10 protein-coding genes and 1 riboswitch are annotated in these 13,398 nt (G+C 63.9%); of the genes, 5 read left to right on the top strand and 5 right to left on the bottom strand.

Annotated features, from left to right (window positions below; translation table 11 throughout):
* Positions 1-50 precede the first annotated feature (50 nt).
* The 4 genes from VGO12_RS07010 (at position 51) to VGO12_RS06995 (ending at position 5,437) form a co-directional block, all read left to right on the top strand.
* Complete coding sequence (locus VGO12_RS07010) at positions 51-2,363, top strand: NADP-dependent malic enzyme (protein WP_327512002.1); 2,313 nt, start codon at positions 51-53, stop codon at positions 2,361-2,363.
* A 280-nt stretch (positions 2,364-2,643) separates the two neighbouring features.
* Positions 2,644-3,381, top strand: coding sequence for a helix-turn-helix transcriptional regulator (locus tag VGO12_RS07005; protein WP_327512001.1), 738 nt, complete (start codon positions 2,644-2,646; stop codon positions 3,379-3,381).
* Positions 3,382-3,524: 143 nt separating this feature from the next.
* Positions 3,525-4,166 carry an acyl-homoserine-lactone synthase gene (locus VGO12_RS07000; RefSeq protein WP_327512000.1) on the top strand — a complete coding sequence of 214 codons (642 nt, stop codon included), beginning with the start codon at positions 3,525-3,527 and terminating at the stop codon, positions 4,164-4,166.
* Positions 4,167-4,351: 185 nt separating this feature from the next.
* Entirely contained in the window at positions 4,352-5,437 is a 1,086-nt protein-coding gene (locus VGO12_RS06995; protein WP_327511999.1) for a DUF2865 domain-containing protein, read from the top strand.
* 67 nt (positions 5,438-5,504) lie between these two features.
* Here VGO12_RS06995 and bluB read toward each other — a convergent pair whose 3' ends face one another.
* The 3 genes from bluB to VGO12_RS06980 all read right to left on the bottom strand — a co-directional run bounded on the left by bluB (position 5,505) and on the right by VGO12_RS06980 (position 8,653).
* Positions 5,505-6,200, bottom strand: a complete 696-nt coding sequence (bluB, locus tag VGO12_RS06990; protein WP_327511998.1) for a 5,6-dimethylbenzimidazole synthase — start codon at positions 6,198-6,200, stop codon at positions 5,505-5,507.
* 44 nt (positions 6,201-6,244) lie between these two features.
* Positions 6,245-6,456: riboswitch (cobalamin riboswitch) on the bottom strand.
* 103 nt (positions 6,457-6,559) lie between these two features.
* Positions 6,560-7,372, bottom strand: a complete 813-nt coding sequence (locus tag VGO12_RS06985; RefSeq protein WP_327511997.1) for an SDR family oxidoreductase — start codon at positions 7,370-7,372, stop codon at positions 6,560-6,562.
* An 87-nt stretch (positions 7,373-7,459) separates the two neighbouring features.
* Entirely contained in the window at positions 7,460-8,653 is a 1,194-nt protein-coding gene (locus VGO12_RS06980; RefSeq protein WP_327511996.1) for a phytanoyl-CoA dioxygenase family protein, read from the bottom strand.
* Positions 8,654-8,752: 99 nt separating this feature from the next.
* On the opposite strand from VGO12_RS06980, the gene VGO12_RS06975 reads away from it, so the two are divergent.
* Complete coding sequence (locus VGO12_RS06975) at positions 8,753-9,772, top strand: LacI family DNA-binding transcriptional regulator (protein WP_327511995.1); 1,020 nt, start codon at positions 8,753-8,755, stop codon at positions 9,770-9,772.
* 36 nt (positions 9,773-9,808) lie between these two features.
* Here VGO12_RS06975 and VGO12_RS06970 read toward each other — a convergent pair whose 3' ends face one another.
* Positions 9,809-11,311: a GGDEF domain-containing protein gene (locus VGO12_RS06970; protein ID WP_327511994.1), complete on the bottom strand. Its 1,503-nt coding sequence runs from the start codon at positions 11,309-11,311 to the stop codon at positions 9,809-9,811.
* A gap of 239 nt (positions 11,312-11,550) precedes the next feature.
* On the bottom strand, positions 11,551-13,284 hold the full coding sequence (locus VGO12_RS06965) for an ankyrin repeat domain-containing protein (protein ID WP_327511993.1): 1,734 nt from the start codon (positions 13,282-13,284) through the stop codon (positions 11,551-11,553).
* Between the last annotated feature and the right edge of the window lie 114 nt (positions 13,285-13,398).

Here is a 13,398-nt window from a genome sequence, read left to right as displayed (position 1 = left end):
GCATCGAATTCATGCCAAAAGGCACGACCACGAATGAGGAATGTGAGAGCATGAACACGGGCGACAAGACGAAATCCCATACCGGTCCGGCCAGCGGCGACATCGACCAGCAGGCCCTTTTCTTCCACCGTTACCCACGCCCGGGAAAGCTCGAAATCCAGCCCACCAAGCCGCTCGGCAACCAGCGCGACCTGGCCCTTGCCTATTCGCCAGGCGTCGCAGCACCCTGCATCGCCATCCGTGACAATCCGGAAACAGCAGCCGACTACACCGCGCGCGCCAACCTGGTCGCGGTCATCTCCAACGGCACGGCCGTACTCGGTCTCGGCAACATCGGCCCGCTCGCATCCAAGCCCGTGATGGAAGGCAAGGCCGTTCTCTTCAAGAAGTTCGCCGGCATCGACGTCTTCGACATCGAGATCGATGCGTCCAGCATCGACCGCATGGTCGACGTCATCTCGGCCCTCGAGCCGACCTTCGGCGGCATCAACCTTGAAGACATCAAGGCGCCCGAATGTTTCGAGGTCGAACGTCGCCTGCGCGAAAAGATGCAGATCCCGGTTTTCCACGACGACCAGCATGGCACCGCCATCATCGTCGCCGCCGCCATCCTCAACGGCCTTGAGCTTGCCGGCAAGGATATCGGAAAGGCCAAGATCGTCACGTCGGGGGCAGGCGCTGCGGCCCTCGCCTGCCTCAACCTGCTCGTCACCCTCGGCGCCAAGCGCGAGAACATCTGGGTCCACGACCTCGAAGGCCTCGTCTACAAGGGCCGCGAAGTGCTGATGGACGAGTGGAAGTCCATCTATGCGCAGGAAAGCGACAACCGCGTTCTCGCCGACAGCATCGGCGGCGCAGACGTCTTCCTCGGCCTGTCGGCAGCGGGCGTCCTGAAGCCGGAACTGCTGGCCCAGATGGCCGAAAAGCCGCTGATCATGGCGCTCGCCAACCCGACGCCTGAAATCATGCCGGAAGAAGCGCGCGCCGCCCGCCCGGATGCGATGATCTGCACCGGCCGTTCGGACTTCCCGAACCAGGTCAACAACGTCCTCTGCTTCCCGCACATCTTCCGCGGCGCGCTCGATTGTGGCGCAAGCACCATCAACGAAGAAATGAAGATGGCCGCCGTGCGCGCCATCGCCGGCCTTGCCCGCGAAGAACCGTCAGACGTCGCCGCCCGCGCCTATTCCGGCGAGACCCCGGTGTTCGGACCCGACTACCTGATCCCCTCGCCGTTCGATCAGCGCCTGATCCTGCGCATTGCGCCGGCGGTTGCGAAGGCTGCCGAGGAAAGCGGCGTCGCCACCCGTCCGATCCAGGACTACGACGCCTATCTCGACAAGCTGAACCGCTTCGTCTTCCGCTCCGGCTTCATCATGAAGCCGGTCTTTGCCGCCGCCAAGAACGCCCAGAAGAACCGGGTGATCTTTGCCGAAGGCGAAGACGAGCGCGTGCTGCGCGCCGCCCAGGTGCTGCTCGAAGAGGGTACCGCCCGCCCGATCCTGATCGGCCGTCCGCAGATCATCGAGACGCGGCTTCGCCGCTACGGCCTGCGCATTCGTCCTGACGTCGATTTTGAAGTCGTCAACCCGGAAGGCGACCCGCGCTACCGCGACTATGTCGAGGACTATTTCGCGCTTGTCGGCCGCCTCGGCGTCATTCCCGAAGCCGCCCGTACGATCGTGCGCACCAACACCACGGTCATCGGCGCGCTCTCGGTCAAGCGCGGCGAAGCCGATGCGCTGATTTGCGGCGTCGAAGGCCGCTATTCCAGGCACCTGCGCGACGTGTCGCAGATCATCGGCAAGCGTGAAGGCGTGCTCGACTTCTCGGCCCTCAGCCTCTTGATCTCGCAGCGTGGCGCCACCTTCTTCACCGACACCTATGTGAGCTACTGCCCGAGCGCGGAAGAGATCGCCCAGACGACCGTCATGGCGGCGCAGGAAATCCGCCGCTTCGGCATCACGCCGCGCGCGGCGCTCGTGTCGCATTCCAACTTCGGTTCGCGCGAATCGGAGAGTGCGACGAAGATGCGCAAGGCGCTGCAGCTGGTGCGGGAACTCGCACCGGAACTCGAAGTCGACGGCGAGATGCACGGCGATGCCGCGATCTCCGAGGCGCTGCGCCACCGCGTCATGCCGGACAGCAGCCTGTCGGGCGAAGCCAATCTCCTGGTCTTCCCGAACCTCGACGCGGCCAACATCACGCTCGGCGTCGTCAAGACGATGACCGACAGCCTGCATGTCGGCCCGATCCTGCTCGGCTCGGCGCTGCCGGCGCATATCCTGTCACCATCGGTGACCTCGCGCGGCGTGGTCAACATGGCAGCGCTTGCGGTCGTCGAAGCCAGCCATCCGGGCTGATGAAAACACGGAGATCGCCACCGATCTTCGCTGCAACAGGGCGCGCGGTGCGCGCGCCCGACGGCATACCCAGGCGTCGCGCATATTTCCGCCGCGGAGCCTGCCGGGTCCGGAACCAGGCCTGCGCCCCGTCTTCGCACGGCGCGCAAAAAAGGGTCCGGGCCGGGAAACAATCAAGCCGCGAAGAATTGGTCTTATACACCAAACGGGTAAGTTTGCGCTGGACAAAAGGTGAACCGCTAACCATGCTGGAACCTCGGATGAGATTCGGTGTTGTGGCATGACAGAGCAGCAGGCTGTCCTCGACATGCTGGAAATCCTGGAATGCGGGGGCTGCGTCGAGCCCGCTCATTTCTTTACGCTGATGCGCCGTACCTTTCGCATCGCCCACCTTCTCTACCTTGAGGCGGAGCCCTATGCGGACGAGTTGAAGGTCTGCAGGCTGCATCACACCTTCGGCGCCTATGCCGCCGAGATTTACCGGTCGCGCGCGCTTCATCGGATAGATCCCATCCTCAAGCTCGCCCTTGGCGGTGTGCGCCCCGTGGAATGGACGATGGCCCGGCATCGCTTCCCCGAATGCGAGCCGCTGTTCGTCGCCGCTCAGGAAATCGGCATTTCCACCGAGGGGGTCGCCCTGCCGCTGCCCTCGCCAGCGGGGCGCATGGCGCTGCTTGCGATCAACGTCAACATGCCGGCCGACGAGTGGTCGACCTATCGCCGCCATCATCTGCGTGACTTCCAGCTGGCGGCGAACCTCTTCCACGCAGCCATGCTTGAACACGGCGCTATGGCGGGCGCGCTCTCGGTGCGCGACATGCGGCTGACCAGCCGCGAAACCGAGGTCCTGACCTGGGCTGCGGCGGGCAAGAGCTATTGGGAAATCGCCACGATCCTCGGCATTTCCGAGCGCACCGTGCGTTTCTTCATGACCAATACAAGACGCAAGCTCAACGTTGTCTCCAATACCCAGGCCGTCGCGCAGGCTGTGCGCCATGCCCTGATCCCGACCGTCTGACGCAGCTCCGCCAAAGGCCCGTCTAAAACCCCTCGAAATTTACTGGCAATTTAGTCGTTTTTGAACTGTCACTACCGACAGTTACGCCACCGCCGCGAGCCTGACAGCATCCGTCCAACCCCAAATCAAGGACGGAGCAAACGATGATCAGGATCCTCAACGGAAAGACCCGCGGACAGCACCCTCAAGCCGTCGACGATATGTTCCGGCTGCGCAAGCGCGTCTTCCACGACTTTCTGAAGTGGGATGTGCAGACGGATGGCGAGTGGGAAATCGACAACTACGACAAGGCGAACCCGCTTTACATCCTCTCCTACTCGCCCGACGGCCGCCTGCGCGGCTCGCTGCGGCTTCTGCCGACACTCGGTCCCAACATGCTCGACGACACGTTCCCGATCCTGCTCGGCGACAATCCAGAAATCCGCAGCGCCTCCGTCTGGGAATCGAGCCGATTCTGCATCGAACCCGATATCTCGCAGGATCGCGCGTCCAACCAGGTGACGGTAGCGGCTGCCGAATTGATGTGCGGCGTCGGCGAACTCGGCCTTGCCTCCGGCATCAGCCACATTGTCACCGTCACCGACGTCTTTCTCGAGCGCATGTTCCGCCGCATGGGATGCCCCGGCGAGCGCATCGCCGAACCCCACCGCATCGGCTCCGTGTTCGCCGTCGCCGTTGCCTGGGAAGTGACTGACGACCTGCTCCAGCGGATGAAGGCCGTCGCGGCCATCGAAGGCGCCGTTCTCGACCGTCCGATGTCGCTCGAAACAGCCCGCGCCGCCTGAAAACGGCAAGGTGACGGACGCGCCACGACGAAGGCAGCGTGACATTGGCCTGTTAACGCAAACCGTGGCTTGTCGTTGCACGATCATCGACAAGCTCTATGATGGGGGCGAAACAGGAATTGCCGTCGGCAGCCACCCGCAACAGAAGGTTGGCGCCTGATGGCAGCAGGAAGAGACCCTCGCCCGTGTTCCCGCGCTTGAAACACGTCGCTGCGGCCCTTGTGCCATTGGTTCTGATCGGTGCCAGTCCATCACTGGCATCGACCGCCTGCGACCGGCTGAACACCCGGCTTGCACAACTGCCCGACATGATCGCCACCAATGCCGACGCCCGCGACTATGCGAGCGCGATCTCGCGTCAGAACATCGAATTGCGACGCGCCAAGAACGACTGGCGCCGCGCCGGTTGCGGCGGTGGCGGCGATGTCGACTTCGGCGGCGGCGACCCGGACAGCTGCGGCGCACTGAACGGCCTGATCGCCGACATGGAAGACAATCTCAACATTCTCAAATCCGAGCGCGAGCAGATCGTTGCCGGCGACAGCAACGATTCGCGTCGGCGGATTCTGGCCGCGCTTGAAATCAATGGCTGCTTCGGCAACCGCGATGAAGTGGCAAGCGTCGAGCCCGAGGAGCCGGAGACGCATCGCAACATCATCGCCGACCTGCCTGACGATGAAAGCTATGGGCCGCTGCTGCGACAGGACGACGGTGGCTATGCGGCCGAGGACCTCTACTACCGCGGCACCCTTCGAACCATGTGCGTGCGCACCTGTGACGGCGCCTTCTTCCCGATTTCTTCCGACGCCTCGCCCGCCGACTTTCCGCGCGACGAGCAGGCCTGCCGGGCGCGCTGTCCCGGCGCCGAGACGGAACTCTTCTTCCATGATCTGAATACACAGGAGAGTGACCAGATGGTCTCGGCGCTGACCGGCCGGCCGTACAGCGAAATGCCGAATGCCTTTGCCTATCGCACCCGCAGCGTGAGCAAGCCGGGAACCTGCGGCTGCCAGATCCCGAAGTCCGCGGCGACGGAGCCGAAGGCATCCGCAACGATGAAGGGCAGCGATCAGTCGTCGATCGTGGTGATCGAGACCAAAAAGCCTGCGGGCGAGACCAATGCAGCCACGGTGCCGGCCGAGGCTCGCCCCTACGATCCCGCTAAGAGCAAGGTCCGTGTGGTCGGACCGACCTTCCTGCCGCAGCAAGAGACGTCGATCGATCTCAAGCATCCGAAGGGTCCGGCCTATCAGCCGACGCAGAGTAACTAGGACACGTCGCAATCTTGCAGGTCGGGTCGGTGCGGCCTCGTCATCGATTTGGCGCTGCCCCTATCCCTCACGGGCGCCCGTTGCTTCGGCCCCATCCGTCTTCGAACACAAGGTCTTCGAGCGGCAGTCGCTGGCGCCAACCCTTCACTGCGAGCTCCGGCTGCTGATAGAGCTTGTCGACGTAGCCGACGCAGAGCCAGGCGACGATCTCGATCGTCTCGGGAATGCCGAGGATCGTCTTGATCTCGGCCTCGTGAAAGATGCTGACCCATCCGACGCCCACCCCCTCTGCACGCGCCGCCAGCCACAGGTTCTGCACGGCGCAGACCGTCGAATAGACGTCCATCTGCGGGTTGTGGGTGCGGCCGAGCACGACTGCGCCGCCGCGCGAGCGGTCGCAGGTGATGCAGATGCTGAGCGGCGCCTTGCGGATGCCTTCGAGTTTCAGCGAACGGTACTTCGACTGTTGCTCGCCGGAAAACATCAGCGCCGCCTCTTCATTCGCGCGCTGGAAGGCCTGCCAGACCCGCTCACGGGTTTCCGGCGCCCGTACCAGCACGAAGTTCCACGGCTGCATGAACCCGACGGACGGCGCATTGTGGGCCGCCTGTAACAACCGGCGCACCAGATCGTCGGGCAAGGGGTTGGACAGAAATTCGTCGCGCACGTCGCGGCGCGTTTCGATGGCGCGGTAGACAGCCTCCCGCTCATCCGGCGAAAAGGCACAGGCAGCCGCAGGGCCGCCTTTCGGTTCGTTCAGCATCGTCTGGTCCCCAACAATGCGAAACCTTCCGCCGTCCGCGCGGGTTCGGTCTATCTTGCCAGGCCGGTCTTCTGACTTCGGTTCAACCGATCGCCTCCGCCTTCCCGGATCCGTTCAAGACCCAGTGGCAAGACCTTGAAACTGTTCAAGATCTATTCGACGCGACCGTCCCCGTCACAGCGTTGGGCACGTTCCGGAGTGACACCGGATTCCCGATTCTCCCGCTGACGCGGGCACCTGACGGCGGCCATAAGGACATAGGGGCCGGTCAAAGACAAGCATTCCCCTGATGTCCCCACCGAAGAAGCAGCCGGCGCCCTCCTGTACAGCGCGCGCCGGGCCTCCTCTCCGCTCGCATTTCAGAGCGGCGCCACCGGATGCGGCGAGCCGTCATAGCCGCCCCAGACCGACTGATCGAAGCAGATCACCGATCCGGTCATCAGCCCGGATTCGGCAGACGACAGATAGGCGCAGGCGCGCGCCACTTCCGCCGGATCGACCAGCCTGCCGAAGGGCTGGCTGGCGGCTGCCTTGTCGAGCCAGTCGGCAGCCGCACCGTGAAACTCGCGCTGGATCCGGTCTTCGCCTTCCGACGCCATCCAGCCGATGTTGAGGCCGTTGACGCGGATGCGGTTGCGCAGAAGCGCGTAAGCCGTGTTCTTGGTCAGCGTTTCGAGCGCTCCCTTCGACGCGCAATAGGCGGCGATGAAGGGTTGGCCGGCCATGGCCGACATGGAACCGATATTGACGATCGTGCCTTCGGTCTTTTCGCGCCGCATCACCGTCACCGCCTCCTGCATCAGGAAGAACGGCGCACGGACGTTGATGGCGAACATGCGGTCGAAAAGTTCAGGCGTGGTGTCGAGGATCGTACCGCGGTCGGTGATCGCCGCTGCGTTGACCAGCGCATCCACCCGGCCGAATTCTGCGTCGCAGGCAGCAACCACCTTGCGGGCATCCTCGACCTTTTCGAGGTCGGCCTCGACATAGACCACCTTCGCGCCGCTCGCCTTGCCGATCGCCTCGGCCTTGGCGCGGCCCTTGGTGGCGTTGCGACCGCAGATCACGACACCTGATGCGCCGCGTTCGGCAAAGAGCGCGGCGATGGTCGCCCCAAGCCCTTGCGTGCCCCCGGTGACGATCGCGACCTTGCCATCCAGTTGTGCGCTCATCGTATTCCTCCCTTTGTGAGAACAGTAAATGCGATATGGCTCCGGATGGCCTGCACCCGGAGCCGGTCAACGCTGTGCCGGAAGCCGTCAGCTCAGCTTGCGCTTTGCCTGCGCCTCGAGCGCCGCGGAAAAATCGGCGTCGCTCGAGCCGGCTGCCAGCGCCTCGCGCATCAATTGCGCCTGTGTTTTCGGCGCCAATCCGCCGAGCGGTGGATCGCGGTCGAGATTGGTCGGGAACGAATAGCCCTCGGCACAGGACGCAATTGCGTTCGACACCTCCGTAGCGCTCAGTTTGCCTGCCGACAGCGCTGTCTTCAACGCGGGATAGAGCGTGGCACTCATCGTCAGGCGATCGACGGTCTCCATCGCCCTTCCGAAGGCTGACGAGACCTGCAGCAGGTTCGCGACGCGCCGGATGTCGGTGGAACGGTTGTTGCCGGCGGCATGGAAGAGCGCCGGATTGAAGAACACGACGTCGCCCTTTTCGAGCGGCAACTGCACGTGGTGTTCGTCGAAATAGGCGCGGAACTCCGGCCGGTTGAGCGCCAGATAGCCCGGCACATAGGTCTGGCTATAGGGCAGGAACAGGGTCGGGCCGCTTTCAAGCGGCATGTCGCAATGGGCGACAGCCCCCTGCAGCGTCAGCACCGGCGAAAGCCTGTGCACATGAACCGGATACTGCTCGATCACGGCCGCGGTCTGGAAACCAAGGTGATAATCCCGGTGCGCCGATTGCGCGGCGCCGCCCGGATTGACCCGATTGACCTGCGCCGTCATCTGGTAGTTCGGTCCGAGCCAGGCCTCGCTGACGAGCGCGATGATGTCGTTTCCGTAGTAGGCGGCAAAATTCTCCGGTGCCTTCAGGCAGTGCTTTTCGAGCGAGTTCCAGATGCGGTCATTGGCGCCTGGCTTGGCGAAATGGTCGCCGCCGCCGCTGTTGCTGCGGTGCTGTTCTTCGATGATCGTGTCGAACACGGCGCTCGCCGCGTCGATCACGGTCGTGTCTTTGAAGGCGCGCTTGAAGACCGCGACACCCGGACCCGTCGCCAACGCCTCGCAGATCTCGGCCAGAACTGCCCGGCGCATCTCACCGTCGCCACAGGCCGCCATCAGTGCGGCGCTGTCATAGATCAACACATTCTTCTGACATCCGGCCGCGTTGGGATAGTCCGAAAGGTTGGTGTTGCGCTCGACCTCGGCCCGGAACGCCTCGATATCGCAGGTTTCCTCACTGAGCCACACCCGCTCCATTCGTTGCCGCGCACTGTTGTCGGTCTTCATCGCGTTTCCTCCTCCGGAACATCCGATGCAGACGACTATAGGCGGCGGCAAAACGTGATATAGAGCAGAAAACCATCAAAAAACCATCAAGGAGCTGCCTTGGCGCATCCATTTCTGGTCAAGGATATCGCCTTCCAAGCCGGCCTCAGCACGGCGACGGTCGACCGCGTGCTCAACCAACGTCCGGGCGTCCGGCGCCAGACGACCGCGCGGGTGCACGCCGCCATCGCCGAACTCGAAAATCAGCAGGCGGGCCTCGACGTTCAGGGACGAAAATTCGCGATCGACATCGTCATGGAGGCACCCGAGCGCTTCACGTCAGCGGTCAGGCGCGCCTTCGAAAGCGAGGCGCAGACATTTGCGCCGACTGTCTTTCGGTGCCGCTTCCATTTCACCGAGACGATGCGGCCGCAGGACATCGTGCATTTGCTCGACCGCATCCGGCTCAGAGGCACCGACGGACTGGTCCTGAAGGCCCCTGATGTCCCTGAAGTCGTCGGCGCCGTTTCGCGCCTTGAGGAAAGCGGCATTCCGGTCGTGACGCTGGTCACCGATCTGCCGAACTCGCAGCGAACCGCCTACGCCGGCGCCGACAACCGGACCGCCGGAGAAACGGCCGCCTACCTGATCGGCGAACGGTTCGCAGGGGCGCCGGCGACGGTCCTGGTCACGCTTTCGAGCGGGCGTTTTCGCGGCGAGGAAGAGCGGGAAATCGGCTTTCGCCGGGTGTTGAGGGAGCGCTATCCTTCTATCCGCATCGTCGAAATCAGCGAGGGCCACGGTCGCGATGCGGAGACCGGTGCGCTTGCAGGCGAGGCCCTTTCGGCCCATCCGGATATCAATGCCGCCTACTCGATCGGTGGCGGCAACCGCTCTGTCCTTTCAGCCTTCGAGCGCCTCGACCGTCGTTGCAGCCTCTTCATTGCGCACGACCTCGACGAGGACAACCTGGCGCTCCTGCGCGCGCGTCGTATCCACTTCGTGCTCCATCACGACCTGAAGACCGATGCGAGAACGGCGTTCCGCACGATCATGCTGCACCGTCGCGCCGCATCGGCCGCGGCCGGACCACAGCTTTCGGCCGTCGTGGTGATAACGCCCTACAACGTGCCCGACTAGTCGGGCCCCAAGCAACTGCGGGAGAATGCACGCATTTCAAGCGGCGGACTGATCGTCGCTCTTCTCCGCCGGCAGCACCATGTCGTCAGCGGTTTCGACGCGGTTGCGGCCACGTCGCTTGGCTAAATAGAGCGCCTCGTCAGCCGCCAGCAGCAGCTGGCGCGCAGTCAGGCCATGGCGCGGCGCAAACGCGATGCCGGCGCTGCCGCCGACGACCAGCATCTGGCCGCCGAAAGCGACCGGCGTCTGCGCATCGGCGACCAAACCGGATGCCAGGCCGCGGGCCTTGTTCTCGCTGCAGTCGCCAAGGATCACCGCGAATTCATCGCCGCCGAGGCGGGCCACGGTACCGTTCGGAGCCACGCGGTCGCGGAACCGCTCGGCCATCGCAACGAGCACGGCGTCACCGGCCGCGTGACCGAAGCGGTCGTTCACCGCCTTGAACTCGTCGAGGTCGGCATAGACGAGCGTGAACGGATGCGTGTTTGCCTTCAGGAGCGCCGCCGCCAGCATGTCGTCAAAGCCGCTTCGATTGAGCAGCCCGGTCAGGCGGTCGTGTTTGGCGAGGTGGCGGTTGAGCGCCTCGCTCTCCTGCAAGGCGGCAAACAGCGAGGAAAACCGCAAGGCCACGAAGGCCATCAGCAGCGCGGCGATGATCGCCATCGCAATCACGCTCGGCAACAGTTCTGCGCGCACGAAGCCTCCCGGAGACTTGGGCGTCCAGGCGGCGACCAGACAGGTCGCATCCGAACAGCGCCCGACCGATGCATAGACGCTGCCCTTCGGGCGTTCGGCAAGTGGTACGAAGGCCAGACCGCGTATCGCCAGCCGGGCCGCGATTTCGCGGATCATCTTCTCGGTGACCGGCCGCACCGATACCATGAGCACGGGCTCGCGACGCGCCTGCGGCACGACAAGGGTTTCGGGGATCACCGCCTGTACCACGACGATGCTCATCCGCCCGTCGATCTCACGCAGATCCACCGCGTGAATTCCCGGCACGGCCGGCATCACCGATTGCGGATCCGGCGTCACCACGTCGAGAACGAAGGAACCGTGGTTGTTTCGAAGCGCGTTGTCGTAACGTCGCTTCGCCTCGTCGAAGAGGTCCTCCGCCTCCTTGAGCGGGCCCCGGGCGGCTGCGGCCGGCACGACGACGCCATCCTGCAGCGCCGTCGAAACCTTGCGTCCGGCGTCGGCAAGAATCAGCCAGGAAAAGCCGTAGTCCTCCCACAGCCAGCCGGACATCTCGTCGGTGACAAAGCTGTCGCCGACGCGCCCCGACGCCAGTTCCTGATAGGTCTTGTCCCAGAAGGAAAGCTGGGCCTGGAACTGAACGACCGCATCCATCTGATGGCGCAGTTCGTTGGCGACGAGGCGTCGTTCGGCCGAAAGTCCGAACCGGTCCGCTTCCGTCACCGAGCGGTCGAGAACATAGACGAGGCTGGCAATGATCAGCACCGCGACCAGCGTGCAGGCCGCATGGATCGCCCACACTGTCCTGTCCCGCTTTGCCAACCGCAACGTCTTTTCCACCACGCCAATCCCCTCACCTGCACCGGTCGCGCCGCATATTAGCACTTTGGAAAGCGCAATGCGCGACGACAGCAGCCGATACAGCCGGCACCCTAGCGGTCAAATTAGAAGTTTGGCTTAAATAAGCTGGTGTTGAAATACTTAACGATTTCAACCAAGTGATTCCGCCGACAATCAGCGGTCGCAGGCCGTTGCCGGGAGAGCGCAAGCGTAAGCCGGCGCTCTCCTTTGGCCACGATTCCCTATTGCGGCACGGCGGTGCCGCGCAACAGAGCGAGGATCTTTTCCTCGCCCTTGTCGCGAGCAAGATCGCGAATGGAACTGCCCGCCACGCCGTTGCGGACAGCGACATTGGCGCCCCGTTCGAGCAGCAGCCGGACCACATCCACTTGTCCGTTGATCACCGCGAAGGCGAGCGGCGTCATCCAGTCGTGACGCGGCTCGGGTCGACCGCGTCCCCGGAACGTGCCGAAGGGCGTTTCGATGAGCTCCGGTCGCTGATCGAGCAGTTCGGCAACGCGCTCAGCCGCGCCGAAGGATGCGGCGGCGAAGATATCCAGCGGCTGCGTTTTCAGGAAACGAACCATATCCGGCTTGCCGTTATACTCGGCCCAGCCGATCGGAGGCGCGTGATGATAGGGATCGCGTGCCATGGTGTTCGCACCATGATCGATCAGCAGCTTCGCCATCTCGATGTGCCCGTGCAGCGCTGCCTCATGCAGCGGCGTGCGGGATGTCTTCCGGTTGACGTCGAAGCCCAGGGACAACATGAGCGCTGCGGCCGCGCGCCTGTCGTCGCCTGCGGCCTCGTGCAACAGCGCGGGGTGTGCAGCCTGGGTGCGATCGACCAACTTCGGGTCCGCGCCAACGAGCGCTTTCGCCTCGTCGACCCGGTTTTCCGAGATCGCTCTGGCCAGCCGATCCACGTCGTCGAGCGGCGCTGCCGTCGCACCGCGCGACACGAGATAAGCTGCGAGGTCCGCGTCTCCGCCAAGCTCTGCCCATTGATAGGGCGTGCGTCCCTTGATCGGGCGGCTGACGTCGGCGCCGTGCTCCACAAGCAGCCTCACCCGATCGGCCATGCGTTTTTCCAACGCCCAGGCAAGCTGGTAGTCGAAGACACGCTCGCCGTTCTCGACGACGCCGCCATCGTTGCGCACCAGCCAGTTGTTGCGGTCGTTGGCATTGAGGCCGTAGTCAAGCAACAACTCCAGGCAGGTGTTGTCGGGCTGGAACATCCGGTTGTAGAGCGCCTGACTGTCATTGGACTGGGCACCGGCGTTGAGCAGCAGTCGCGCGAAGACGATGCAATCGGGATGCGGTGGCTGCCGTTCGGGCCCGGCCTCGCCTTCGCCGAAGACACCGGTCAGGGCGGTGAAGCGGTACTGGCCGTCGTCGAGCCAATGGGCGTCCGGATTGGCGCCCCGTGCGATCAGGCGCTCGGCGGCCGCAAGCGACGAGTGGCCGGGGACGCGGGCATAGGCCGCATAAAGCAGTGGCTCCCAGTCAAACGGGCCGCCGCGCTTTTCGGCGAGCGCAGGATCGCGGTCGAGCCAGCGGTCGACCGCCGCAGCATCACCGAGCGCAGCTGCGACGTGAATGCTCTCCTCGCTGATTTCAGGGTGATCTCCAAGCAGCGCAAGCGCCTGAGAAAACCGTTGAGGATCAGCTGCTATGTCACTGAAATAGGAAACAGTTGCGAGTGCGAGAAAGCGGTTCGCAAGCTGCTCGGTCGCAGGTGCGCCGGATTCGGCTCGCTCGAGATGCCGTTTCAGCCGCGTCCAACTGGAAAAGCCGAACTCGCGGGCAAGCACCAGCTGCGCATCCTGAAGCCCCATGTCAGCGGGCTCTGAAAAATAGGCAATCGCCCTTTGCCGTGCGGCGGAATCGCCGGCCTTCACGGCCTTCAAAAAAGCCTTGGCCTGCTTGCGGATGGTATCGAGGGTAAGGTTCGCGGAAAGATCGCGCGTGATCATGAAAGACCTCCTTTCATTCACGTCCGGTATCCGCGCCCACAGACTGAAAAGAGGTGTGGCAACCAAGTTCAGTGAGACAGGTGGGCCTTGCCCTTCCCGCGGATCGGATGCGCC

The sequence above is a fragment of the Ensifer sp. genome, assembly GCF_035999135.1.
Taxonomy (GTDB): domain Bacteria; phylum Pseudomonadota; class Alphaproteobacteria; order Rhizobiales; family Rhizobiaceae; genus Ensifer.
This window is presented reverse-complemented; position numbering and strand designations above follow the sequence as displayed.

What these genes read in the sequence shown, in the direction of transcription:
- VGO12_RS07010 (WP_327512002.1), top strand. Translation starts at nt 51, where the DNA reads ATGAACACGGGCGACAAGACGAAATCCCATACCGGTCCGGCCAGCGGC.
- VGO12_RS07005 (WP_327512001.1), top strand. Translation starts at nt 2,644, where the DNA reads ATGACAGAGCAGCAGGCTGTCCTCGACATGCTGGAAATCCTGGAATGC.
- VGO12_RS07000 (WP_327512000.1), top strand. Translation starts at nt 3,525, where the DNA reads ATGATCAGGATCCTCAACGGAAAGACCCGCGGACAGCACCCTCAAGCC.
- bluB (WP_327511998.1), bottom strand. Translation starts at nt 6,200, where the DNA reads ATGCTGAACGAACCGAAAGGCGGCCCTGCGGCTGCCTGTGCCTTTTCG.
- VGO12_RS06985 (WP_327511997.1), bottom strand. Translation starts at nt 7,372, where the DNA reads ATGAGCGCACAACTGGATGGCAAGGTCGCGATCGTCACCGGGGGCACG.
- VGO12_RS06980 (WP_327511996.1), bottom strand. Translation starts at nt 8,653, where the DNA reads ATGAAGACCGACAACAGTGCGCGGCAACGAATGGAGCGGGTGTGGCTC.
- VGO12_RS06965 (WP_327511993.1), bottom strand. Translation starts at nt 13,284, where the DNA reads ATGATCACGCGCGATCTTTCCGCGAACCTTACCCTCGATACCATCCGC.